Here is a 23479-nt window from a genome sequence, read left to right as displayed (position 1 = left end):
TGTGAAAATCGGTGTCAAAGTCTAGTGTTCAGTCGAAATCATTGAAATCTAAGGGAAAAAAGTACGATCCGCGCAACCGATGGAGATTTACGATCCTGGGTGCCTACAAACGTAGGTGGGCACCGTGTGACCCAGCCCACGGGCCAGGTCAGGGACAGCTCCCTTTGGATCGAGTATGGCCCCAGGGATTGTGGTTCCTGTCGAGAAGCGCAGACCGCATCCGATATATAGGATGAAACCGGCGTCTTCGCCAGTGGCAATCCTAAGGTTCAGTTGACCGGCGGCTTGCCGGAAAGTTTTGCCGCCATGCCCTGGATCTGGCTGGTCAGCTCGCCAAGCGCCTGGGCGATCACATCCTCGCTCTTGGCAACCTCGTCGATCACGCCTTCCCGCCCCTTGCGCAGCTCCTCGGCTTCCTTTTCCAGCTTGGTCAGGCGGCGGTTGGCCTCGTTCAGCTCGTCCATCACCATGATGCCGGCCATGACGGTAAGCCGAAGATCGCCGATCTCGCCGAATTGCTCTTTCAGGTGCACGACATACCGATCGAAGCCGGCGGCAAGCTCTTCAAGATGCGCCTCCTGCCCCTCCTCGCAGGCCATGCGATAGGCCTTGCCATCGATCTGTACGGTTACCTGTGCCATGCGAAATATCCTGATTGCGGGAAAGCGGGCGGTTGACGCTCTGGTTTGACGCAATTCGGACGAAAAACCACGTAGCCCGCACTTTTCTGGAATTGCTCTAACGGTCGAGCACGGCCCGGATCGTTTCCATGGCCGTGACAAGCCGCCGAGAGACCTCGCGGTTGACCTCCTCCAGACGGTTGGCGCGGAATTCGGATTGATCCAGTTCCTGGGCAAGCCGCGACCGGTCGGTGTTGACGCGACGAACCTCGCCCTCAACCTCGCCATGGTCACGCTCGCGGTCAAAGCGCATGTCGAGCGCATTGTCGAGGGTGCTGATCGCTCTGCGCAGCTCCTCGATCGCCGCCCTGACTGTTTCCCCGTTCGTCATAAAGCCTTCACCGGCACTCTCAAAATACGCGAATCGCCGCCGCCAACGCCGGTTCTCTCGCCTTGACAGTATTCAACTGCGGGCGGCAGCGTCAACAGCAGGCCGCCAGGCGCCGGAAAGCCGCTGTGGATCAGCGCTTAAATCGGTTGTGAAATCGACCGGCCGCACGGGGTAGAAAACACTAAAAAAGCGGCCGGAATTGGCCCGCAAAGGCCGGAAAAACGGCCGAATTCGTTGACTCCGACGGCGCACCTGCTATGTGTCTCCCGCTTCCTAACCGATGCTCCAAAAGGCATCGGGCCCAACACTCCGAAGAATACGGAACAGTCATGATCTCTCGCGAAAAACACGACCGGATGGCGAACGCAATTCGCTTCCTTTCCATGGATGCCGTGGAAAAGGCGAACTCCGGTCACCCCGGCCTGCCCATGGGCGCAGCAGACATCGCAACGGTTCTTTTCACCCGCTTTCTCTCCTTCGATCCGAAGACGCCGTCCTGGCCGAACCGCGACCGCTTCGTGCTGTCGGCCGGCCACGGCTCGATGCTCCTCTACTCGCTGCTCTATCTGACGGGCTACGAGGACATCACGATCGACGAGATCAAGAATTTCCGCCAGCTCGGCGCGCGCACCGCGGGTCACCCGGAATACGGCCACGCCGCCGGCATCGAGACGACCACCGGTCCGCTCGGACAGGGCATTGCCAATGCCGTCGGCATGGCGATTGCCGAGCGCAAGCTGCGCGACGAGTTCGGCGCCGACCTGATGGAGCATTACACCTACGCCATCGTGGGTGACGGCTGCCTCATGGAGGGTATCAGCCAGGAAGCACTCTCGCTCGCCGGCCACCTGAAGCTCAACAAGCTGATCGTGTTCTGGGACGACAACAACATCTCGATCGACGGCCCGATCTCGATTGCCGACTCGACTGACCAGCACGCCCGCTTCCGCGCCTCGCACTGGCACACCATCGCCGTCGACGGTCATGATCCGGAAGCGATCGCTGCCGCCATCGAAGAAGCCCAGAAATCCGACAAGCCGACCCTGATCGCCTGCAAGACGACGATCGGTTTCGGCGCGCCGAACAAGGCCGGCACGCACAAGGTGCACGGTTCGCCGCTCGGTGCGGAAGAAATCGCCGCCACCCGCAAGGCGCTGAACTGGGAATCGGAAGCCTTCGTGGTACCGTCCGACGTGCTCGACGCCTGGCGCCTCGCCGGTCTTCGCTCCACCAAGGCCCACAAGGAATGGGACGCCCGCCTCGAAAAGACGGAAGCCGAGAAGAAGGCACAGTTCGTTCGCCGCTTCGCCGGTGATCTCGAAAGCGGCCTGGATTCGGCCATCTCCGCCTACAAGAAGAAACTTGCCGAAACCAAGCCGAACCCGGCGACCCGCAAGGCCTCCGAGGACGCGCTGGAAGTCATCAACGGCGTGCTGCTCGAAACGATCGGCGGCTCGGCCGACCTGACCGGCTCGAACAACACCAAGACGAGCCAGACCAAGTCGATCACGCCGACCGACTTCTCGGGTCGTTACATCCACTACGGTGTTCGCGAGCACGGCATGGCTGCCGCCATGAACGGCATGGCGCTGCATGGCGGCCTCATCCCCTACTCCGGCGGCTTCCTGATCTTCTCGGACTATTGCCGTCCATCGATCCGCCTCGCTGCGCTCATGGGCATCCGCGTCATCCACGTCCTGACGCACGATTCCATCGGTCTTGGTGAAGACGGCCCGACGCACCAGCCGGTCGAGCACATGGCGGCGCTGCGCGCCATCCCGAACCTGCTCGTCTTCCGCCCGGCCGACGCCACGGAAACGGCGGAGTGCTGGCAGCTGGCGCTCGAGAGCCATAACCGCCCGTCGGCGATTGCGCTCACCCGCCAGAACCTGATGCCGGTGCGCCTGGAATACGAGGAAGAAAACCTTTCGGCGCGTGGTGCCTACGACCTCGTCTCGGCAAGCGACGCCAAGGTCACGATCTTCGCCTCCGGCTCGGAAATCGAGATCGCGGTGAAGGCCCAGCAGGCGCTGTCGGCCAAGGGCATCTCGACCCGCGTGGTTTCCGTTCCCTGCGTCGAGCTCTTCGCCGAGCAGCCGGAAGCCTACCAGCAGGCCGTCATCGGCAATTCGCCGGTCAAGATCGCCGTCGAAGCCGGCATCCGCCAGGGCTGGGATCACTTCATCGGTTCGGACGGCATCTTCGTCGGCATGTCCTCCTTCGGCGCCTCGGGTCCCTACAAGGAACTCTACAAGCATTTTGGCATCACGCCGGAAGCTGTCGTCGCCGCGGCGGAAGCCAAGCTCGCCTGATTGTCTGTCGGGCGCGGCCTCCCGTCGCGCCCTGACGTCGCCTAGAGATTATCCATAGGGAGAGACCCCACATGACTGTGAAAGTTGCCATCAACGGTTTTGGCCGCATCGGCCGTAACGTGCTCCGCGCCATCGTCGAGTCCGGTCGCACCGACATCGAAGTCGTCGCGGTCAACGACCTCGGCCCGGTCGAGACCAACGCGCATCTCGTTCGCTACGATTCCGTCCACGGCAAGTTCCCCGGCACCGTCACCGTTTCCGGCGACACGATCGACGTCGGCCGCGGCCCGATCCGCGTCACCGCTATCCGCGACCCCAAGGAACTGCCGTGGAGCGATGTCGATATCGCGCTCGAATGCACCGGCCTGTTCACGACGAAGGAAAAGGCTGGCGCCCATCTCGCCAACGGCTCCAAGCGCGTCATCGTCTCCGCACCGTGCGACAATGCCGACAAGACGATCGTCTTCGGCGTCAACCACAACACGCTGACCAAGGACGACCTGGTCATCTCGAACGCGTCGTGCACGACGAACTGCCTGGCGCCGGTCGCCTACATTCTCGACAAGGCCTTCGGCATCGAGAAGGGCTACATGACCACGATCCACTCCTACACGGGTGACCAGCCGACGCTCGACACCATGCACAAGGACCTGTACCGCGCCCGCGCCGCAGCCCTGTCCATGATCCCGACCTCGACGGGCGCTGCCAAGGCCGTCGGCCTCGTGCTGCCGCAACTCGCCGGCAAGCTCGACGGTTCGGCTATCCGCGTTCCGACCCCGAACGTCTCGGTCGTCGACCTGAAGTTCGTGCCGTCGCGCAATGTCACGGCCGACGAAGTCAACGCTGCTATCAAGGCCGCCGCCGAAGGCGAACTCAAGGGCATCCTCGACTACGTCACGGGCCCGCTCGTCTCGATCGACTTCAACCACGACAGCCACTCCTCGAACTTCGCTGCCGACCAGACCAAGGTTCTCGACGGCAACCTCGTTCGCATCCTGTCCTGGTACGACAACGAATGGGGCTTCTCGAACCGCATGTCCGACACGGCTGTTGCCCTCGGCAAGCTGATCTAAGCAAAAATGCGAAACACCCGGGCAGCGATGTCCGGGTGTTTTTTCTTGACCAGACACCAGACTTTCGGAGCCGCGCCATGACCTTCAAGACCCTCGACAACCTCACCGACATCACCGGCAAGCGCGTGCTCGTCCGCGTCGATCTCAACGTGCCGGTCAAGGACGGCAAGGTGACGGACGCAACCCGCATCGAGCGCGTCGCCCCGACCATTCTTGAACTGTCGAAGAAGGGCGCCAAGGTCATCCTGCTTGCCCATTTCGGCCGCCCACAGGGCGCCGTCGTCGCCGACATGTCGCTGGAGCAGATTCTTCCCGCCGTGAACGAGGTCCTGGGCAAGAAAGTACACTTTGCCTCCGACTGCATCGGCGAGCCGGCTGCGGCCGCCATCGCCCCCCTGCAGGATGGCGATATCCTGCTTCTCGAAAACACCCGCTTCCACAAGGGCGAAGAGAAGAACAACCCGGATTTCACCGCAGCACTTGCCGCCAATGGCGACATCTATGTCAACGACGCCTTTTCCGCCGCGCACCGCGCCCATGCCTCGACCGAAGGCCTTGCCCACCTCCTGCCCGCCTATGCCGGCCGCACCATGCAGGCCGAGCTTGAAGCCCTGGAAAAAGGCCTCGGCAACCCGGTTCGCCCCGTCGTCGCGATCGTCGGCGGCGCCAAGGTCTCCACCAAGATCGACCTTTTGATGAACCTCGTGAAGCGCGTCGACGCGCTGGTCATCGGCGGCGGCATGGCGAACACTTTCCTCGCCGCCCGCGGCACCAATGTCGGCAAGTCGCTCTGCGAGCATGATCTTGCCGACACCGCCAAGCAGATCATGATCGAGGCGGCGACTGCCGCCTGCGCCATCGTGCTGCCGGAAGACGGCGTCGTCGCCCGCGAATTCAAGGCGAATGCCGAAAACGAAGTGGTCGACGTCAACGCCATCCCGGCTGACGCGATGATGCTCGACGTCGGCCCGAAGACGATCGAGGCGGTCAACGCCTGGATCTCGCGCGCCACGACCCTCGTCTGGAACGGCCCGCTCGGCGCCTTCGAAATCGCCCCCTTCGACACGGCCACGGTGTCGGCTGCCAAGCATGCCGCCGCCCGCACCAAGGAAGGCAAACTGGTCTCCGTCGCCGGTGGCGGCGACACGGTTGCAGCCCTCAACCATGCCGGCGTTGCGGACGATTTCTCCTATGTCTCGACCGCCGGTGGCGCGTTCCTGGAATGGATGGAAGGCAAGCCACTGCCGGGCGTCGAAATCCTGCACCAGCAGAAATAATACAAAAGGACTTGCGTCCGGCCACGGATCGCCTACATTTCTGATCAGTATCAACGAACAGAAAGGAAGGTGATCCAATGTCTAATGAGATTTCGGTCTTGGCTTCGGGCATGGGAATTGTGGTGAATGAAACGAGGCAGCCCTCGTTCTGACCCCACCTTCCTGCGGGCCCAAAGGCCCGGGTCCACGCCGGACCAAACCTCATGGGGGTCACCTTCGGGTGGCCCTTTTGCGTTTTGGAGTTTGCGGCACCTGCCAACAGCCTAGGCCACCTTCGGGTGGCCTTCTGCGTTTCAGGGCCTGATAAGCACCGTCAGCATCATCAGCACGATGGCGACCACGGCGATCTTCCAGAAATCCGCACGCCGCTTCAGCCCCGGCAGGCCGACGGGCCGGATGAGATGCAGCAGCATGACGGCAAGGAGAAGTGCTGGAAGAATTTTCGACATGGCGGCCTTTCTCCGCCCTTCCTGTCATACCCGAGACATTTTTCCAAGCGACCAACACGTCGTCTGAAAATCGTGTGCGCGTCGCCTTTGCATCTGGCAATCGGCAACAGGTGCGCTATTCCTTTCCCATTGGCGAAACTCACGGAAATCCTATGCGTAACAATCTCATTTCCGTCTTCGCGCTTCTCATGGGCACCCTGTTCCTTTTCCTGGGGAACGGCCTGCACGGCCTGCTGCTGCCCATGCGCGGCGCCTTCGAAGGCTATGAGACGACGATGCTCGGCCTGCTCGGCACGTCCTGGGCGTCCGGCTTCGTGCTCGGCTGCCTGATGGCGCCAACCATCGTCAAACGCATCGGCCATGTACGCGCCTTTTCCGGCTTCGCCTCGCTGATCGCCATCATCGCACTTTTGACCGGAATGCTCGTCGATCCGTTCTGGTGGATCGTGCTGCGCGCCGTCACCGGCTTCTCGATCGCCGGCACGTCGATGATCATCGAAAGCTGGCTGAACGAGCGCGCCACCAACGAGAGCCGCGGGCTGATCTTCTCCCTCTACATTGCCATCACGCTGATCGGCACCGTCGGCGGCCAGATGACGGTGGCGCTCGGCGACGTGACGACGCCGATGCTCTTCATGTTCGCCGGCATTCTCTACTGCTTCGCCATGCTGCCGACGACGCTGTCGACCGCCGCCTCGCCGCAGCCTTTGAAACAGGTGCGGCTCGATATTCCAGCCCTTTTCCGCACCTCCCCCGTCGCCTGCGTCGGCATCGTGCTGATCGGCATCGCCAACGGCGCCTTCGGCACGCTGGGTGCCGTCTTCGGCGCCAATGCCGGCCTGTCCTCCAGCACGATCGCCATCATGATGAGCGTGGCGATCTTTGCCGGCGCCGTCATGCAGTTGCCGGCCGGCCGCATGTCCGACCGCATCGACCGACGCATCGTGCTCGCCGTGCTCTCGGCCATCGCCGCCGGTGCCGGCTTCTCGCTCTTCGTTTTCCAGCCGGCCTCTGTCACCGTGCTTCTGGTGCTGACGGCGCTCTATGGCGCGATGGCCAATGCGCTCTATCCAATCGCCGTTTCGCATGCCAACGACTTCGCCAGCCCCGAGGACTTCGTAAAAGTCTCCGGCGGCCTGCTGCTGCTCTATGGCGTCGGCACGATCATCGGCCCGACGCTCGGCGGTCCGATCATGTCGGCGGTTGGCCCCTATGCACTCTTCATGGTGACCTGCTCGGCGCATATCCTGATCACCGCCTACGCCATCTTCCGCAGCCGTCGCCGCGCCGCGCTGCCGGCCGAGATGCGCGACGCCTACACGACCATCAACCCCGGCACCATGATGACGCCGGAAAGCCTTCAGCTCTCGCCGCGCGCGCTTACCCAGCCGCAAGCCGCCGACGAACAATCGGAGGAGAAAACCGCATGAGCCTCTTCGACGAAGACGGACGTCCGTTGAAAAAGACCGCGCACGAGATCGGCAGCGACCTGTCGCTGCTCTCGGTCGATGAACTGGCAGCGCGAATCGACCTGCTTCGGACGGAGATCGACCGTCTTGAAGCGGAGAAGGCAAGGAAGGGCGCAAGCCGATCGGCGGCAGAAAATCTCTTCCGCTAGAGGCGTGCCAGATCGCCGCAGCCTTGCCGAAAAGGCACAGCAGATGGCAAACCGACAATAGAGTTAACCGGTCATTAAGCCTTACACGTTATTACTTGCCCATCCGGTTCTTCCGGGTTCAGACATTTTCACCCTTCGGGGAATCGGTCTGATTTTCTCCCTGTTTTACCTTGAGAGCCGCTTTCCGCGGCTCTTTTTTTGTTTGCACGCGCCCGCGCGGTGCACCTGTGCCGAAAGAATTGTGGAGATTAACCCTTTATTAAGAATGCCCTTGCGCGAATTAGGTTATGGGATCATCCTTGAGACATTAAAAGGCCGCTTGGAACACAGAGCGCCAACCTTCCGTTACCTGCAGTGTGATGCGTTCAACAGGGATGACACCATGTCCGAAAGAGGATTGAATACCGTCAGCTTCGCTGGCCACGTTGCGTCGTCGGCGCAATTCAAATCCCTGTACGCCGAAGGCATGGGTCTCGTCGAAGAGACTGCAAGCTATCTCGACGGCGTCGGGCGCCAGGCCTCCAAGGTACTGCCGCGCATGGCCTCGGTGCTGTATGCAGCTGAATCGATGCGCCTCACCACCCGCCTGATGCAGATGGCCTCCTGGCTGCTTCTCCAGCGCGCCGTCAACAATGGCGAGATGAGCCGCGACCAGGTGCTGTCGGAAAAGAACAAGGTGCGTCTCGACAGCTTCAACGTCGACAAGACCGCGCCCGGCTGGAACGATCTGCCGGAAGCCTTCCGCGACCTCATCGAACGGTCGCTCCGCCTGCAGAATCGCGTCGCACTGCTCGACCGCGAGATTTACCGCCCGCAGGAAGTCCAGGCCTTCGAGCCGGTCAACCAGAACAGCGTGCAGGCCCAGATCAACCTGCTGCAGACCGCTTTCGGCAACAACTGAGCGGTCCACAGACACGGTGAAACGATGACCCGGCTTCGGCCGGGTTTTTTGTTGCCTGCGTTCTTGCTGTCATCGAACAAGCCCCCTCATCCGGTTGCCGCCAAATCCAGGCAACAAAAAACCCGGCCGAAGCCGGGTTCTTGAAATCATCCAGTGGAAGCGAATTAGAGGCCGAGGCCTTCGAAGCGCTTCTTGAACTTGGAAACGCGGCCGCCGCGGTCCAGCATGTGCTGGTTGCCGCCGGTCCAGGCCGGGTGGGACTTCGGGTCGATTTCGAGGTTCATCGTGGCGCCGGCCGAACCCCAGGTCGAACGGGTTTCGTATTCGGTGCCGTCGGTCATGACGACCTTGATGACGTGGTAGTCGGGATGGATATCAGCCTTCATGACACTCTTCCTGCTTGTTCCGGGGGCCATTTGTCGCAACGCATTGCGGCAGCGAGGCCAAAGACGTAAATGAAGCCGCGGTCGGTCTGACCTACGGCTTCCCAATTCGATGGCGAGCCTATACATGAAGGCCGTCTGGATAACAAGAGCCGAAAGACAATTCGTGCCGCCAGGCACTGGGAATGGGGGTATGGTGTCCACAGACAGAGAAGCAGTCGCGCCGGCGAAAACCGAGCGCCGCACCGTCCGTCCGCTGGGCAGGCTTATTCCTTATATCGGCCGCTACCGTGGTCTCGTTGCTGGCGCGCTGGTCGCCCTCGTTATGGCGGCCGTCACGACGCTCGTCCTGCCGCTTGCCGTGCGGCGCATGATCGACCACGGCTTTTCCGGCGCCGGTGCCGGCTTCATCAACACCTATTTCACGATGCTCTTCGTGCTGGCCGGCCTGCTCGCGCTGGCGAGCGGCATGCGCTATTATTTCGTCATCACACTTGGCGAACGCATCGTCGCCGATCTTCGCCGCGACGTCTTCGCCCATGTGACAAAACTCTCGCCGGCTTTCTTCGACGTCAACCAGTCCGGCGAGATCGTCTCGCGGCTGACCGCAGATACGACGCAGATCAAATCCGCCGTGGGCGCCACCGCCTCCGTCGCGCTGCGCAACCTCATCCTCTGTCTCGGCGCCATCGCCATGATGGTCTATACCAGCCCGAAACTGTCGAGCCTCGTCATCGCCGCCATTCCCGTCATCGTCTTCCCGCTCGTCGCCTTTGGCCGCTCGGTGCGCCGCCGCTCGCGCGAGGCGCAGGATACACTGGCCGCAGCCTCCGCCTATGCCGGCGAGGCAATCGGCGCGACCCGCACGCTCCAGGCGTTCAATGCGGAAGACGCCGCCCGCGCCCGCTTCTTCGGCGAGGTCGAGAGCGCCTATGGCGCCGCCCGCTCCGCCATCCGCGCCCGCTCGCTGCTGACAGGCTTTGCGATCGCCATGATCTTCGGTTCGGTGGTTGCCGTGTTGTGGTTCGGGGCGCGCGACGTGCTGTCCGGTACACTTTCCGCCGGCACGCTGGGCCAGTTCCTGCTCTACGCCGTCTTCGCCGCCGGCAGCCTCGGCGCCCTGTCCGAAGTGTGGGGCGAGCTTTCGCAGGCTGCTGGGGCGGCCGAACGCCTGACGGAACTGCTTGCCGAGGTGCCAGCGATCGCCGCGCTCACCAATGCGGTCCGACTGCCACTCCCCGCCCGCGGCGAAATCGCCTTCCAGGATGTGCATTTCTCCTATCCAGCCCGCCCCGGTTATCGCAGCGTCAACGGCCTGAGCTTTGCCGTCAAACAGGGCGAGACGGTCGCGATAGTTGGCCCCTCCGGCGCCGGCAAGAGCACGATCCTCTCTCTCGTCCTGCGCTTCTACGATCCCGATTCGGGCACGATCACCCTCGACGGTATCGATCTGCGCACCGCGGATCCGGAAGAACTGCGCCGCCGCATCGCGCTGGTGCCGCAGGACGTCACCATCTTTGCCGCGACGATCCGCGACAACATCGCCTTCGGCATGACCGATGTCAGCGACGAGGCGATCCGCGCCGCCGCCCGCGCCGCCCAGGCGGAAGAATTCATCGCGCGGCTCGACATGGGCTATGACACGATGGTCGGCGAGCGTGGTGTCACGCTCTCCGGCGGCCAGCGCCAGCGTATTGCCATCGCGCGCGCCATCCTGAAGGATGCGCCATTGCTGTTGCTCGACGAGGCGACCTCGGCGCTTGACGCCGAAAGCGAGACGCTGGTGCAAAAGGCGCTCGACGGCCAGATGGGCAAGCGTACGACCATCGTCATCGCGCACCGCCTCGCCACCGTGCTCAAGGCTGACCGCATCCTCGTCATGGAAGCAGGCCGCGTCGTCGAAGAGGGCACCCACCAGTCGCTCGTCCAGCAGAATGGGCTTTATGCCCGTCTTGCGCGGTTGCAGTTCGACCATGGCGGCCAGGCGTTCCTCGGAGAGGCCCACGCGGCCGGTTGATCGTCGCCGACACTTGTTTCGCGGGGCAAGTGCCCTATCCTGAGGAGGCGGACTTCACGTCACCTTGGGAGGAAAACCACGTGGCATTTTCGACGCTCACCCGCCGTACCCTTATGGCGCTTGGCACCACCGTGCTTGCATCGCTGGCACTCGGCCTGCCCGCCAGCGCCCAGCAATTCCCCGACCGGACCATTACGCTCGTCGTGCCCTTCGCCGCCGGCGGATCGACCGACGTGGTGGCGCGCATCATCGCGCAGAAGATGGGCGACAGCCTCGGCCAGCAGGTCATCGTCGAAAATGTCGGCGGCGCCGGCGGCAGCCTTGGTGCCGACCGCGTGGCGCGTGCCGAGCCGGATGGCTACACGATCCTGATGGGAACGGTCGCCACCCACGCACTGAACCCGCTGATCCTGAAAACAAATCCCTATGATGCGGAAAAGGATTTTGCGCCGGTCTCGCTGCTGGTCATCGTGCCGAACGTGCTGGTGGTGAACCCGGAATTGCCGGCGAAAAACGTGGAAGAGCTTCTGGCACTGCTGAAGGCCGATCCGGAAGCCTACAGCTATGCCTCCTCCGGCAACGGCACGCCGCTACATCTTTCCGGCGAACTCTTCAAGAGCATGGCCAGCGTCAGCATGCAGCATGTGCCCTACAAGGGCTCCGGTCCGGCCCTGAACGACGTGATCGGCAACCAGATCCCGATCATGTTCGACAACCTGCCCTCCTCGTCTAGCCACATCAAGGCCGGCACGCTACGTGCGCTCGCTGTCACGACGAAGGAACGTGCAGCCTCCTTCCCGGATGTGCCGACGATCGCCGAATCCGGCATTCCCGGCTACGAGACCTATACGTGGAACGCCCTCTTCGCTCCGGCCGGCACGCCGACGGAGGTCGTGGCAAAGCTCAACGAAGCGGCCAACAACGCCATGAAGGATCCGGCCGTCGTGGAGCGTATGAAGGAGTTCAGCGCCACCATCGTCGGCTCGACGCCCGAAGAACTCGGCAAGCATGTGACCGCCGAGCTTGCCAAGTGGAAGCCGGTCGTCGAAGGCGCCAAGATCCAGATGGATTGAGCGACATCCAGGCCGTCGGCGTCTTCAGGCGCCGACGGCCCTGCCCGCCACACGCCCGGAAAACAGGCACCCGCCAAGGAAAGTGCCTTCCAGCGCATTATAGCCATGCACACCGCCGCCGCCGAAACCGGCGACCTCCCCGGCCGCATAAAGGCCCGGCACCGGCTTGCCGGACAGTTCCAGCACGCGCCCGGAAAGGTCCGTCTGGAGGCCACCCAGGCTCTTGCGCGTCAGGATGTTGAGACGCACGGCAATCAAAGGCCCCGCCTTCGGATCAAGCAGACGATGCGGCCGCGCGGTGCGCATCAACTTGTCGCCGAGATAGGCGCGTGCGCCGCGGATGGCAGTCACCTGCGCATCCTTCGAGAAGGGATTGTCGATCGCGCGGTCGCGCGCTTCCACCTCGGCCCGCACCTGCTCGACGTCCAGCAAGGCCTCCCCCGTCAGCGTGTTCATCGCGGAGACGAGGTCGCCAAGATCGTTGCGCACGACAAAATCCGCCCCCTTGTCCATGAAGGCCTGCACGGGACCGGGCGGGTTCTTGCCGAGCCGCTTCAGGAGCAGTGGAATATCCTTGCCGGTCAGATCCGGGTTCTGCTCGGAGCCCGACAGGGCAAATTCCTTCTTGATGATCGCCTTCGTCAGGATGAACCAGCTGTGGTCATACCCTGTTGCGCGGATGGCCTTCAGGGTCGCCAGCGTGTCGAAGCCCGGCATGGCCGGCGCTGGAAAGCGCCGCCCGCGTGCGTCCAGCCAGAGCGAGGACGGACCGGGCAGGATGCGGATACCGTGGCCGGGCCAGATCGGATCCCAGTTCCTCAACCCTTCCGTATAGTGCCACATGCGGTCGCCATTGATGACCGAACCGCCGGCAGCTTGCGTGATCGCCAGCATGCGGCCATCGACATGGGCCGGCACGCCGCTCACCATAAAGGCGGGTGGCTCACCCAGACGATCACGCGGCCAGTTCTGCCGCACCAGTTCGTGATTGCCGCCGATGCCGCCGGAGGACACAAGCACGGCGCCCGCCCGGAAACGGAAATCGCCAACCACCTCGCGAGAGGTTGACCGGCCGCGCTCCGCAACGTCCGGCGTCAAGACAGCGCCATGCGCACCGACGACGGCGCCGTTTTCGACGATCAGGCCATCGACTCGGTGGCGGAAACGGAAGGCCAGCGCATTGGAAGCCCGAAGCTCCTGAGCCCGTCGGATGAACGGCGCAAGCACGCCGGGGCCAGTACCCCAAGTCACGTGGAAGCGCGGCACGGAATTGCCGTGGCCGGTCGCAAGCCCGCCGCCGCGCTCGGCCCAACCGACGACGGGGAACCAGCGCATGCCCATGGCGTGCAGCCAGGCGCGTTTCTCACCACTCGCAAAATCGAGATAGGCTTCCGCCCAGCGACGCGGCCAATGATCCTCAGGCCGGTCGAAACCCGCGGAGCCGAACCAGTCCTGCCGGGCGAGCGCCATGCTGTCACGGATGCGCAAACGCCGCTGTTCCGGACTATCGACGAAGAAAAGACCACCGAGCGACCAGAAGGCCTGCCCGCCAAGGCTCTGCTCGCCTTCCTGGTCAAGGATGATCACCTTGAGGCCCCGCGCCGCCGCTTCCGTCGCCGCCACGAGGCCAGCCAGCCCCGCCCCGATCACCAGCAGGTCGCAATCCATAAACCGCCTCCCGTCGCTATGTCGAAAAAACTTACGCGTACGTACGCGTAAGATCAACATGCCGATGAGAATGGTCGCGCCAGACGGCACCAGGCCACTATCGTTCGGTGAGCTTCAACTCGATGCGGCGATTGGTGGCGCGGGCGGAATCGTCGCTGCCTTCGGCGATCGGTTGGAATTCGCCGAAACCCGCCGCGACGAGCCGATTGGCTGGTACGCCATTGGCAATCAGGAATTTAACCACCGAGGTCGCACGCGCCGAGGAAAGCTCCCAGTTGTCGCGGTAGCGCCCCGTGCCGGAGAGCGGCACGTTGTCGGTATGGCCATCGACGCGCAGCACCCAGTTGATCTCGGACGGAATTTCCCTGGCGAGATCCAGCAGCGCGGTGGCGAGCTTGCGCATCTCCACCTGCCCCTCCGGGTTCAACTCGTTACCGCCGGACGGAAACAGCACTTCCGACTGGAAGACGAACCGGTCGCCGACGATGCGGATGTTTTCGCGATCGGAGAGGATTTCCCGCAGGCGCCCGAAGAAGTCGGAGCGATAGCGGTTGAGTTCCTGTACACGCTGCGCCAGCGCGACGTTGAGGCGACGGCCAAGATCGGCAATCTTCGCCTGCGACGAACTATCCTTCGCCTCCGAGGCCTGAAGCGCCTCTTCCACTGCTGCAATCTGGCTGCGCAGCGCTGCGATCTGCTGGTTCAACAGTTCGATCTGGCTCATGGCGCGGGCGCTGACCTGCTTTTCCGAATCGAGCTCGCCTTCAAGCGTCGTCACGCGTGCGGTCGCCTGGTCCGAAACGCCCGAACCGCTGTCGAGCAATTGCTGCAAGCGGGAACGGTCGCTTTCCGACTGGGCGAGCGACGCCTGGAGATTGGCGAGCGCATCCTCGATATCCTGCTTGCCACTCTTTTCGAGCGCCAGAAGCTGGGTCAGCTCGTTGATCTGGCTGGTCAGCCGGTTCAGCACGTCGTCCTTGCCGGAAATTTCGCGGCTCAGGAAGAACTGCGCCAGAACGAACACCGTCAGCAGGAACATGATGGAGAGCAAGAGCGTCGACAGCGCATCGACGAAGCCCGGCCAGTAATCGACCGTGCGCTGGCTGCGCCGGTTGCGGGCGAGCGCCATCTCTACTCGCCCCCGGCCTTGTGGGCTTTCTCTGTCGTGCGCTCGGGCAGCCGCTCGACGTTTTTCTCGCCGCTGCGCGCCGCAAGCCGGTCGAGCGTGCGGCGCAGCGCCTTGGCTTCTTCCTGTTGCGCCTCGATCCAGTCGCGCAGCATCTGCTGTTCGCTGCGCATGTTCTTGACGAGGCCCTGGATGCCTTCTGCAAGGCTTGCCATCGCCGCCGTCGAACGGTGGCTGCCGCCGCCGTCATGCGCAAGCTTCAGAATCTGCTCCGCCAGAGCCTGCACGTCGGCGGAGGAAGAACCCGCGGCCATGTCGGCAACCGGCTGGAGTTCGGAGCCGACGTCCGTGACCGAGGAAAGCCAGTTTTCCAGTTCGGTATAGAAACGGTTCTGCGCGCGCCCGGCCTGCAGATCGAGGAAGCCGAGGATCAGCGAGCTTGCCAGACCGAAAAGCGAGGTGGAGAAGGCCGTTCCCATGCCCTCGAGCGGCGCGGACAGGCCCTGTTTCAGGGCGGTCAGGATGTCGTTCGTGGTGCCGCCACCGGCATCGAGCGACTGGATGACCGCGCTGATCGAGCCGATCGTGCCGAGCAGACCCCAGAAGGTGCCGAGCAGGCCGAGGAAGACGAGCAGGCCGATAAGATAGCGCGACGTATCACGGGATTCGTCGAGGCGGGTCGCGATGGAATCGAGGATCGAGCGCAACGCATTGGCCGAGAGCGCGACGGAATGCCGGCGGCCGATCAGCGCGCGCATCGGTGCAAGCAGCACCGGATCGCGCCCGACCTTCTCGGCGCTGCCCGCCGCGCGGAAGGAATTGAACCAGCGAACTTCCGGCCGCAACGCCAGCACATGGTTGAAGACCAGGAGAATGCCGATCAGCAGCACGCCGATAATCAGGCCGTTGAGACCCGGATTGCTGAGGAAGGCTGTCTGCGCCTGGCGGAAGAGGATGGCAGCCACGAAGCCGACGATGATGAGGAAGATCACCATCGTCCAGAAGAAGGCCATGGGGCTTGAGAGTTTGTGGGGGTAATCGTCCCCGGTCCCGGCTGATCCTCCCCAGCCCGACAGCCCAAGCTTCGCCATGTCGTCGCATCTCCACTTCCTCGTCGCGGCGGAGACTAGAGGAAGATTAAGCCGAATTGAAGGGCTTAGCAGCAACAGCGGCGCGGAATGCGCCGCCCGGATACAGGCTTTTAACGGGTGGGCACCGGGCGATGCACGACGTCGCGCAGCGCCTTGTGGATGTATTCGTTGCCGGCGACGATCGTGCCGGTGTCGAACATCGCGCTACCGCCATCGAGATCGCTTGCATATCCGCCGGCTTCGCGAATCAGAAGAATGCCGGCCGCGATGTCCCACGGCGCGAGGTCCCGTTCCCAGAAACCGTCGAAACGGCCGGCCGCGACATAGGCGAGGTCCAGTGCGGGGGAGCCGAGACGGCGCACGCCGGCGACCTCGCCCATTACATGGCGCAGCTCGATGAGGAACTTGCCGTGATTACCATCGCCAAGATGCGGCACGCTACAACCGATGACGGCATCGGAGAGGCTCTTGCGGGCGGCGACGCGCAGGCGACGGTCGTTGACAAAGGCGCCACCGCCGCGCTCGGCGGTGAAAAGCTCGTCCGTCGCGGCGTTCAGCACCACGGCCGCGACGATTTCGCCGTTGCGCTCCAGCGCGATGGTGCTGGCGAAAAGCGGAATGCCGTGCAGGAAATTCGTCGTGCCGTCGAGTGGGTTGACGATCCAGCGATGCGCACCGTCCGTGCCGATGCTCTCTTCGCCATCGGCGCCGAGGAAGCCATAGGTCGGGCGCGCCTTCAAGAGCTCGTCACGGATCAGCTTTTCCGCCTTGCGGTCGGCCTGCGCGACGTATTCACCCGGCCCCTTGACCGAGACCTGCAGGTTCTGCACTTCGCCGAAATCACGGGAGAGCGATTTTCCGGCCTTGAAAGCGGCCTGAACCATGACGTTGAGAAGAGCTGAACGAGCCATAAACTTAAGTCCTTCGGGAATATCCGGCGCTCGGGGACGGCAAGAGCCGCGGCGCGCAAACGCACCGGGACCGGGATTTGAGGCCTCAAGACCACAAATCCCCCGAAGTTTCAAGTCTTGAGCCCCTGCATCCGCTGCAATGCAGGGTATCGCATCGTGCAACAGGGTAAATGGGGGTGGTTAAGAGCCCGAGCGATACTTGTTCGCCGCGGTGACCGCCGCCTTCTGCTGCTCGTCGTTGAGGCCGAGATAAAAGTCCTCCAGCGACGGGTCGTTGAGGCCGGCGCGGCGTGCCAGCACGAACCATTTCGCCGCCTCGACAGGGTCCGGCCGCGTGCCGAGCGCATGGATATAGAGCTGGGCAAGCTTGCTCTGGGCAACCGGATTGCCGCCGTCAGCCGCCCGTTTCATCCATTTGAAGCCGGCATCGTAGTCGCGTTCGCCAGCGGTGCCGTTCACCAGCCACATGCCGAGATCGAGTTGGGCAGTGTCGAAACCGGCACGCGCGGCGCGCAGCAGCCATTCACGCGCCCGCTTGGTCTTTTCTTCTGGCAGGTCAGTCAGGTTGATGTAGATCTGCGACAGGGCGTACTGCGCATCCGCAATGCCCTGCTCGGCGGATTTTTCGTAGTAGGGCAGCGCATCGCGCAGGCCCTTTTCACCGGGACTATCGGCAACCAGCACTTGGCCATAGTTGAACTGTGCCGAGGCATTGCCGAGGTCGGCCGCCTTCTTCATCAGTTCGTCGGCCTTCTTGCGGTCCTCTTTCGAGCCCGAGCGCTCCATCAGGAGGACCGCATATTTGAACATGCCGGTCGGATCGCCACCGCCTGCCGCCTGCTCGTACCAGAACATGGCCTGGTCGCGGTTACGCTTCACGCCGAGGCCGCGATCGAGAATTTCCGCCACCAGCGTCTGCGCCGCCGGATCGCCCAGTTGCGCGCGCGGCAGCGCAAGTTCCATCGCCGTCAAGTAATGTCCGCGCTGGAAGGCGCCATAGGCCTCGTCGACCTTGCCGGCAAAGGGCTTTTCCTTCGGCAGCGCCGGCAGGTCCACACCCATGCGGTCCAGCACCGAAAGCCCGGACGACGGGCCGTCGGCAGGCTTGTCCTTGTCGGTTTTCGCAGTGGGCTTGTCTTCGACGGATGCAGGTTCGGCTTCGGGCGTCTGGTCTTTTGCTTCCGCTCCGCTGTCGCCGGCAGTGACCGACGGCCCCTTCTTCACTGTCTGCGCCCAGGCGGGCGCAACCACGAGAACGCCCGTGGCGAGAAACGCCACCGGCACCATACGGCAAGCTTGAAAGAACATGGCCCTGATCATGAGCGCCTACTATTCCCCAAACCGTGGCGCTTTTTCGTCAAGGAGAGCGTTGACGGCAGCAATTACATGCGGCGCCTGCGCGGGATCGGCAAACACCGCCTTGTCGAGCGCCACGAACTCCGCGCCGGTCTCGGCTGCGGCAAGCGCCGACTGCGGATCCGTGCCGCCGAGCACGATGCAGGGAATTTCCACCATCGAGGCCCACCATTCGGCAAGCGCCAGGTTCTTCGGGTGCGCTTCCGGCTTGATGTCACCGCCGATCTTGCCGAAGAAGATGTAATCCGGCTGCACATCGCCGATCTCCAGCGCCTTGTGCCGGTCGGTGGCGTTGCCGCCGCCGACGATAAGCTGCGGCGTGAACTTCTCCACGGCCTCGGCCAGCTCCCCGATGGCACCCGTCACATGAATGCCATCGGCCTTCACACGGCCCGCGACCCGCGTATCGCCGGCGACAAGGGCCGCGGCGCCAGCATTCTGCACGATCGCCACCAGCACTTCGGCATGTTTCTGGAACAGGCCGTCATCGAGACCGTATTGCGGCAGGATCACCGAGGCAACGTCACCGCCCTTCAGCGCGCCTTCCAGCATTGCGGCGCGCGCGGAAAGGTCGTCGCCCTCGGGCAGGATCAACACCAGGCGGCAGCGGTTTTCGACGTCGGACATGAATGGGCACTTCCCTTGGGTTCAGATAGTCGGGGCTCGTCATAACAGATCAAAGCGGTTAGACGGAAGAACGAACAGGATCAATCGCCCTCCATGTCCATCGACCCCTCCATCTACTACGCTGCCATCCCTGCGGTTCTCCTGGTCGGCCTGACGAAGGGCGGGATGGGTGAGGCGCTGGCACTGATGGGCGTACCGCTGCTCGCCATGGCCGTGCCGCCGGTGCAGGCCGCCGCGATCCTGCTGCCGATCCTCGTCGTGATGGACTGCGTCTCGCTCTGGATCTGGCGCGAGCACAACGACCGCACGCTCTTGAAAATGCTGCTGCCCGGCGCCCTGCTCGGCATCGCCATCGGCTGGGCGACCTCGGCCTATGTGCCGCGCGATGCGTTGCGCCTCATCATCGGCCTCATCACCGTGCTCTTCGCCGTTCGCTATTTCTATATCAGCTGGCGTGCGCGCCACGGCCATATCGTGCAGGCGAAACCGCATCGCCTCCTCCCCGCCGCCTTCTTCGGCACGCTTTCCGGCTACGGCAGTTTCGTCGCGCATGCCGGCGGCGCACCTTTCCAGGTCTATGGCCTGCCGCTGAAACTGCCGCCGCGCGACTATACCGGCGCCGCCGTACGCTTCTTCGCCATCCTCAACTTCATCAAGCTCGGCCCCTATTTCGCGCTCGGCCAGCTCGACACGACAAATCTCACCATCTCTGCCACGCTCGTGCCGCTTGCCATCGTGGCGACGGCTCTCGGCGGGTTCATGGTCAAGCGCATGAAGCCGGAAGTCTTCTATCCCTTCATGTACGCCATGGCCTTCATCGCCGGCCTCAAGCTTGTCTATGACGGCGTGGGCGCCTTCGTCTAAAGCGTTACTTTGCAGCGCACAAAATACTTGCCGCAAATGCTGCTTTGCCATAGCGTTCAGCCATGGCGCACCCCGATCCCTTCGCTGCGATTGCCGATCCAAACCGCAGGTTCCTGCTGGAGGAACTGCGGCGTGCACCGCGCACCGTCAATGAACTCTCCGAAGGTCTGCCGATCAGCCGCCCGGCCGTCTCCCAGCACCTGAAGGCGCTGCTCGATTCCAATCTCGTCAGCGTGAAATCCCAGGGCACAAAGCGCATCTACGCGATCAACGCCAAGGGTTTCGATGGGCTCAATCTCTGGCTCGACCAGTTCTGGGCCTGAACAGAGCCCACCGCCCCGTCTTAAAACAGAACGCCCCGGCGCGCGTTTCAAGCGGGCCAGGGCGTCTCGACGTCTACGATTTCATTTTACGGAAGTGGTTTCGCGAAACGGGCTCCTACCCTGGTCCTCCCATACAGACCATGTGTATTCGCGACATGCCTCCCTTTAAATTTCTGGAAAAATCCCTGTCTTTTCAGTGAGCTGAGGAGCGAAGACGCTCAATCTCATCTTTGATGCGCAGCTTGCGACGCTTGATGTCCGCGATCGTCTGGTCCTCCGAGGAGGGGCGGATAACTGCAGCATGCAGCTCTTCCTCCAGAGCAAAATGCTTCTTTTCCAGCGTAGCCAGATGGGCCTCAATCGTCATGTGACAGTTCCTTCCTTTTGCTTACGCCCGGTCATTCACACGCCGGGTGGTCCAGGTTGCAACAGAACTAGTGTGCCATGTCATTTTTCATTTGTCGAAGGCGAAAACGTGGCAAGGGATAACTTCCCGTTACCAGGGGTTTCGTGGTAGGAGCACCCTTTATCGAGAATGGAGACAGGTGGGCGAACCACCTCTCCGCCGAGGGGAACGAATAGCATGCCAGACCAGGACCAGGCTGAATTGCGGCTTGCCGTTGCACGGCTGCGCCAAGAACACGAGGATTATGATGCCGCGATCAACGCCATGATCCAGATCGGCAGCGAAGCCCTCAGAATCCAGCGCATGAAGAAGAAGAAACTGGGCCTGAAGGACAAGATCTCCAGACTGGAAGACCAGATCATCCCCGACATCATCGCCTGAACCGGACGAGAAGCCTTGGACACAACAGAAACGCCCCCCGTCGCCATCATCATGGGTAGCCAGTCCGACTGGGAGACGATGAAGAACGCTGCCGATACGCTGGATGCGCTCGGTGTCGACTACGAGGCCCGCATCATTTCGGCGCACCGTACCCCGGACCGGCTCTACAGCTTCGCGCGCGGCGCCAAGGCGGAAGGCTTCAAGATCATCATCGCCGGTGCCGGCGGCGCGGCGCACCTACCTGGCATGGCGGCGGCGATGACGCCGCTGCCGGTCTTCGGCGTACCGGTACAGTCCAAGGCGCTGTCTGGCCAGGATAGCCTGCTCTCCATCGTGCAGATGCCCGCCGGCATTCCCGTCGGTACGCTCGCCATCGGCCGGGCCGGCGCCGTCAACGCCGCGCTGCTGTCCGCCGCCGTGCTTGCACTGAGCGATCCGGAACTGGCCCACCGCCTCGACGAATGGCGCGAAAACCAGTCGAACGCTGTAGCCGAATATCCCGTGGACGGCCCGCTATGACGGTCCGCACGATCGGCATCATCGGCGGCGGCCAGCTCGGCCGCATGCTGGCCATGGCCGCTGCTCGCCTCAACCTGCGCACCGTCATTCTGGAACCGCAGGCCGATTGTCCGGCTGCCCAGGTCGCCAACGCCCAGATCGTCGCCGCCTATGACGACCCGGATGCGCTCACCGAGCTTGCCCGCCTCTCCGACGTCGTCACCTACGAATTCGAAAACGTGCCCGTCTCGGCCGCCGAAGCGCTGGCAAGTGCCGTTCCCGTCTACCCGCCGCCGCGCGCGCTGGAAGTCTCGCAGGACCGGCTGGTTGAAAAAAGCTTCATCCGCGATTGCGGCATCGTCACCGCCGATTTCGCCGCCGTCGACAGCCAAGCCGACCTCGAGGCAGCGCTCGATCGCTTCGGCGGCGTCGGCGTCTTGAAGACGCGCCGGCTCGGTTATGACGGCAAGGGGCAGCGCCTCTTCCGCTCGCCGGCCGAAAACCGCGACGGTGCCTTCGAGGCGCTTGGTGGCGTACCGCTGATTCTCGAAAGCTTCGTGCCCTTCGAGCGGGAAATCTCCATTATCGCCGCGCGCGACCGCGACGGCACGATCGCCTGCTATGACCCGGCGGAAAACGTTCACCTGAACGGCATCCTACACACCTCCACCCTGCCCGCCCTGGTGAACGAATCGACGGTGGACCAGGCACGCAAGGCGGCACGGGCGATTCTCGACCAGCTCGACTATGTCGGCGTCATCGGCGTCGAATTCTTCGTGCTTGCGGATGGCGGGCTCGTCGCCAACGAGATCGCACCGCGCGTGCACAATTCCGGACACTGGACGGAAGCCGCCTGCATCGTCTCGCAGTTCGAGCAGCATATCCGTGCCGTCGCCGGTCACACGCTCGGCGATCCCCGCCGCCATTCGGATTGCGTGATGCAGAATCTCATCGGCGACGACATCGACGAGGTTCCCGCCTGGCTCGCCAAACCCGGTGTGCTGGTCCATCTCTATGGCAAGACAGAAGCCCGTCCCGGTCGAAAAATGGGGCATATCACGCAGATTCTCGACTGAGACAGGCTGGAAAACCGGCCGGAAGCGCGGAAAACCCGCCGCTTACGGTTGACAGGGCAAAGGCCACAGGGTACATGCCTGCCAACCCGAAAGCGCGCCCGAAACGGCGCGTTTTTGATTGAAGAAATCCGGCGAGCTCGTATCGCCCTGCAATACGCGGATCAGAAAAATGAAGATCAAGAATTCGCTCAAGTCGCTCAAGGCTCGCCACCGCGAAAACCGCCTTGTTCGCCGCAAGGGCCGCATCTACATCATCAACAAGCAGAACCCGCGCTTCAAGGCTCGTCAGGGCTGATCAAGCGTCGCGGTCACCTGTGGTGATCGAGAAATATTGATTTGAAGTTCGGCGCTGGCGGTCTACCATGGCCGCCATGCGCTTTTTCATGCTTTGTACAATCTGCCTTTCCCTCTCTCTCATCGGCTCCGCACCGACCGCTGCTTTTGCGCAGTCGGCGGACAAGGCCTCGCTTGACGCCTCCTCCGGCGCCTTCACGACGCCTGCCCAGCGCCTCGACAAACTGTTCGGCGAACTGAAGCGCGAGGCGAATCCGGACGCGGCCACCGGCATTTCGAACCAGATCCGCCGGGAATGGCAGGATTCCGGCAGTGCCACCATCAACCTGATCATCCAATGGGCCGACAAGGCCGTGAGCGAGGAAAAGAACGCCGCGGCGCTCGATTTCCTCGACGAGGCGATCCGCCTGAAGCCGGACTATGTCGAGGGCTGGAACCGCCGCGCGACGCTGCATTTCAAGATGGGCAACTATCGCAAGTCGATGTCCGACATAAACCAGGTGCTCGCCATCGAGCCACGCCACTTCGGCGCGCTCGCCGGCATGGCGGCGATCATGCAGCAAACCGGCCGCGACGAGATGGCACTGAAGGCGTGGGAACGCTTCCTGGAGGTTTACCCCACCGAGCGACAGGCACAGAAGGAGCTGGGCGAGCTCGCGGAAAAGCTGACCGGCCAGCGGACCTGATTGCCGTGCCGGAGCGCCGGCATTGCGCCGATCGCGGCGATATCGGTATCGATACTCC

The 23479-nt window shown here is 63.0% G+C and carries 26 protein-coding genes and 1 other RNA gene; 15 read left to right on the top strand and 12 right to left on the bottom strand.

Going from position 1 to position 23479, the window contains the following annotated elements; all coding sequences use genetic code 11:
- Positions 1-61 precede the first annotated feature (61 nt).
- The 3 genes from ssrS to BSY16_RS19420 form a co-directional block, all read right to left on the bottom strand.
- Positions 62-219, bottom strand: a non-coding RNA gene (gene ssrS, locus BSY16_RS19430) — 6S RNA.
- A 50-nt stretch (positions 220-269) separates the two neighbouring features.
- Positions 270-641: a cell division protein ZapA gene (locus tag BSY16_RS19425; RefSeq protein ID WP_069061201.1), complete on the bottom strand. Its 372-nt coding sequence runs from the start codon at positions 639-641 to the stop codon at positions 270-272.
- Positions 642-738: 97 nt separating this feature from the next.
- The gene (locus BSY16_RS19420) at positions 739-1011 is read right to left on the bottom strand and encodes a DUF4164 domain-containing protein (protein ID WP_069061200.1); all 273 of its coding nucleotides are present in this window, start codon (positions 1009-1011) and stop codon (positions 739-741) included.
- A gap of 329 nt (positions 1012-1340) precedes the next feature.
- On the opposite strand from BSY16_RS19420, the gene tkt reads away from it, so the two are divergent.
- From tkt to BSY16_RS19405, 3 genes are all read left to right on the top strand, one after another.
- A complete protein-coding gene (gene tkt / locus BSY16_RS19415) occupies positions 1341-3323 on the top strand; it encodes a transketolase (RefSeq protein ID WP_069061199.1) in 1983 nt (660 codons plus the stop codon).
- A 71-nt stretch (positions 3324-3394) separates the two neighbouring features.
- Positions 3395-4396, top strand: coding sequence for a type I glyceraldehyde-3-phosphate dehydrogenase (gap, locus tag BSY16_RS19410; RefSeq protein ID WP_069061198.1), 1002 nt, complete (start codon positions 3395-3397; stop codon positions 4394-4396).
- 77 nt (positions 4397-4473) lie between these two features.
- Positions 4474-5673 (top strand): phosphoglycerate kinase, encoded by a 1200-nt coding sequence (locus BSY16_RS19405; protein WP_069061197.1) that lies wholly within the window; start codon positions 4474-4476, stop codon positions 5671-5673.
- A 293-nt stretch (positions 5674-5966) separates the two neighbouring features.
- Here the strand turns inward: BSY16_RS19405 and BSY16_RS32480 are convergent, their stop codons facing one another.
- The gene (locus tag BSY16_RS32480; protein ID WP_171902434.1) at positions 5967-6122 is read right to left on the bottom strand and encodes a hypothetical protein; all 156 of its coding nucleotides are present in this window, start codon (positions 6120-6122) and stop codon (positions 5967-5969) included.
- Between the two features lie 152 nt (positions 6123-6274).
- Between BSY16_RS32480 and BSY16_RS19400 the strand changes: the two genes are divergently transcribed.
- From BSY16_RS19400 to rcdA, 3 genes are all read left to right on the top strand, one after another.
- The gene (locus tag BSY16_RS19400; RefSeq protein WP_069061196.1) at positions 6275-7552 is read left to right on the top strand and encodes an MFS transporter; all 1278 of its coding nucleotides are present in this window, start codon (positions 6275-6277) and stop codon (positions 7550-7552) included.
- Positions 7549-7740, top strand: coding sequence for a DUF1192 domain-containing protein (locus BSY16_RS19395; RefSeq protein ID WP_069061195.1), 192 nt, complete (start codon positions 7549-7551; stop codon positions 7738-7740). The genes BSY16_RS19400 and BSY16_RS19395 overlap by 4 nt, the downstream gene beginning before the upstream one ends.
- Positions 7741-8122: 382 nt before the next feature.
- Positions 8123-8641: a protease adaptor protein RcdA gene (rcdA, locus tag BSY16_RS19390; protein WP_069061194.1), complete on the top strand. Its 519-nt coding sequence runs from the start codon at positions 8123-8125 to the stop codon at positions 8639-8641.
- Between the two features lie 164 nt (positions 8642-8805).
- Here rcdA and rpmE read toward each other — a convergent pair whose 3' ends face one another.
- Positions 8806-9027, bottom strand: a complete 222-nt coding sequence (rpmE, locus tag BSY16_RS19385; protein ID WP_069061193.1) for a 50S ribosomal protein L31 — start codon at positions 9025-9027, stop codon at positions 8806-8808.
- A 190-nt stretch (positions 9028-9217) separates the two neighbouring features.
- Between rpmE and BSY16_RS19380 the strand changes: the two genes are divergently transcribed.
- On the top strand, positions 9218-11041 hold the full coding sequence (locus BSY16_RS19380; protein ID WP_069061192.1) for an ABC transporter transmembrane domain-containing protein: 1824 nt from the start codon (positions 9218-9220) through the stop codon (positions 11039-11041).
- Between the two features lie 113 nt (positions 11042-11154).
- Positions 11155-12114: a Bug family tripartite tricarboxylate transporter substrate binding protein gene (locus BSY16_RS19375; protein ID WP_502696014.1), complete on the top strand. Its 960-nt coding sequence runs from the start codon at positions 11155-11157 to the stop codon at positions 12112-12114.
- A 24-nt stretch (positions 12115-12138) separates the two neighbouring features.
- Here BSY16_RS19375 and BSY16_RS19370 read toward each other — a convergent pair whose 3' ends face one another.
- From BSY16_RS19370 to BSY16_RS19345, 6 genes are all read right to left on the bottom strand, one after another.
- Positions 12139-13782 (bottom strand): FAD-binding dehydrogenase, encoded by a 1644-nt coding sequence (locus BSY16_RS19370; protein WP_069061190.1) that lies wholly within the window; start codon positions 13780-13782, stop codon positions 12139-12141.
- Between the two features lie 97 nt (positions 13783-13879).
- Entirely contained in the window at positions 13880-14911 is a 1032-nt protein-coding gene (locus tag BSY16_RS19365) for a peptidoglycan -binding protein (RefSeq protein ID WP_069061189.1), read from the bottom strand.
- Between the two features lie 2 nt (positions 14912-14913).
- Positions 14914-15999, bottom strand: coding sequence for a MotA/TolQ/ExbB proton channel family protein (locus BSY16_RS19360; protein ID WP_069061188.1), 1086 nt, complete (start codon positions 15997-15999; stop codon positions 14914-14916).
- A 110-nt stretch (positions 16000-16109) separates the two neighbouring features.
- The gene (locus tag BSY16_RS19355; protein ID WP_069061187.1) at positions 16110-16910 is read right to left on the bottom strand and encodes an inositol monophosphatase family protein; all 801 of its coding nucleotides are present in this window, start codon (positions 16908-16910) and stop codon (positions 16110-16112) included.
- 180 nt (positions 16911-17090) lie between these two features.
- The gene (locus BSY16_RS19350; RefSeq protein WP_069061186.1) at positions 17091-18230 is read right to left on the bottom strand and encodes a tetratricopeptide repeat protein; all 1140 of its coding nucleotides are present in this window, start codon (positions 18228-18230) and stop codon (positions 17091-17093) included.
- A gap of 9 nt (positions 18231-18239) precedes the next feature.
- On the bottom strand, positions 18240-18893 hold the full coding sequence (locus BSY16_RS19345; RefSeq protein ID WP_069061185.1) for a thiamine phosphate synthase: 654 nt from the start codon (positions 18891-18893) through the stop codon (positions 18240-18242).
- 93 nt (positions 18894-18986) lie between these two features.
- On the opposite strand from BSY16_RS19345, the gene BSY16_RS19340 reads away from it, so the two are divergent.
- Both BSY16_RS19340 and BSY16_RS19335 read left to right on the top strand, forming a co-directional pair.
- Positions 18987-19757, top strand: a complete 771-nt coding sequence (locus BSY16_RS19340; RefSeq protein ID WP_069061184.1) for a sulfite exporter TauE/SafE family protein — start codon at positions 18987-18989, stop codon at positions 19755-19757.
- 62 nt (positions 19758-19819) lie between these two features.
- The gene (locus tag BSY16_RS19335) at positions 19820-20080 is read left to right on the top strand and encodes an ArsR/SmtB family transcription factor (RefSeq protein WP_069061183.1); all 261 of its coding nucleotides are present in this window, start codon (positions 19820-19822) and stop codon (positions 20078-20080) included.
- A 193-nt stretch (positions 20081-20273) separates the two neighbouring features.
- Here the strand turns inward: BSY16_RS19335 and BSY16_RS19330 are convergent, their stop codons facing one another.
- Positions 20274-20447: a YdcH family protein gene (locus BSY16_RS19330; RefSeq protein ID WP_069061182.1), complete on the bottom strand. Its 174-nt coding sequence runs from the start codon at positions 20445-20447 to the stop codon at positions 20274-20276.
- A gap of 216 nt (positions 20448-20663) precedes the next feature.
- Between BSY16_RS19330 and BSY16_RS19325 the strand changes: the two genes are divergently transcribed.
- The 5 genes from BSY16_RS19325 (at position 20664) to BSY16_RS19305 (ending at position 23421) form a co-directional block, all read left to right on the top strand.
- Positions 20664-20867 carry a YdcH family protein gene (locus BSY16_RS19325; RefSeq protein ID WP_069061181.1) on the top strand — a complete coding sequence of 68 codons (204 nt, stop codon included), beginning with the start codon at positions 20664-20666 and terminating at the stop codon, positions 20865-20867.
- 51 nt (positions 20868-20918) lie between these two features.
- Complete coding sequence (purE, locus tag BSY16_RS19320) at positions 20919-21386, top strand: 5-(carboxyamino)imidazole ribonucleotide mutase (RefSeq protein WP_069061632.1); 468 nt, start codon at positions 20919-20921, stop codon at positions 21384-21386.
- Entirely contained in the window at positions 21383-22441 is a 1059-nt protein-coding gene (locus BSY16_RS19315; protein WP_069061180.1) for a 5-(carboxyamino)imidazole ribonucleotide synthase, read from the top strand. Before purE ends, BSY16_RS19315 begins: the two co-directional genes overlap by 4 nt.
- 169 nt (positions 22442-22610) lie before the next feature.
- Positions 22611-22736, top strand: a complete 126-nt coding sequence (ykgO, locus tag BSY16_RS19310) for a type B 50S ribosomal protein L36 (RefSeq protein ID WP_024271182.1) — start codon at positions 22611-22613, stop codon at positions 22734-22736.
- 67 nt (positions 22737-22803) lie between these two features.
- Positions 22804-23421, top strand: a complete 618-nt coding sequence (locus BSY16_RS19305) for a tetratricopeptide repeat protein (RefSeq protein ID WP_069061179.1) — start codon at positions 22804-22806, stop codon at positions 23419-23421.
- Positions 23422-23479 lie beyond the last annotated feature (58 nt).

The sequence above is a fragment of the Sinorhizobium sp. RAC02 genome (genome assembly GCF_001713395.1).
Lineage (GTDB): Bacteria > Pseudomonadota > Alphaproteobacteria > Rhizobiales > Rhizobiaceae > Shinella.
The sequence above is the reverse complement of the archived record's forward strand: the minus strand, read 5'-3'. Positions and strand labels throughout refer to the sequence as shown.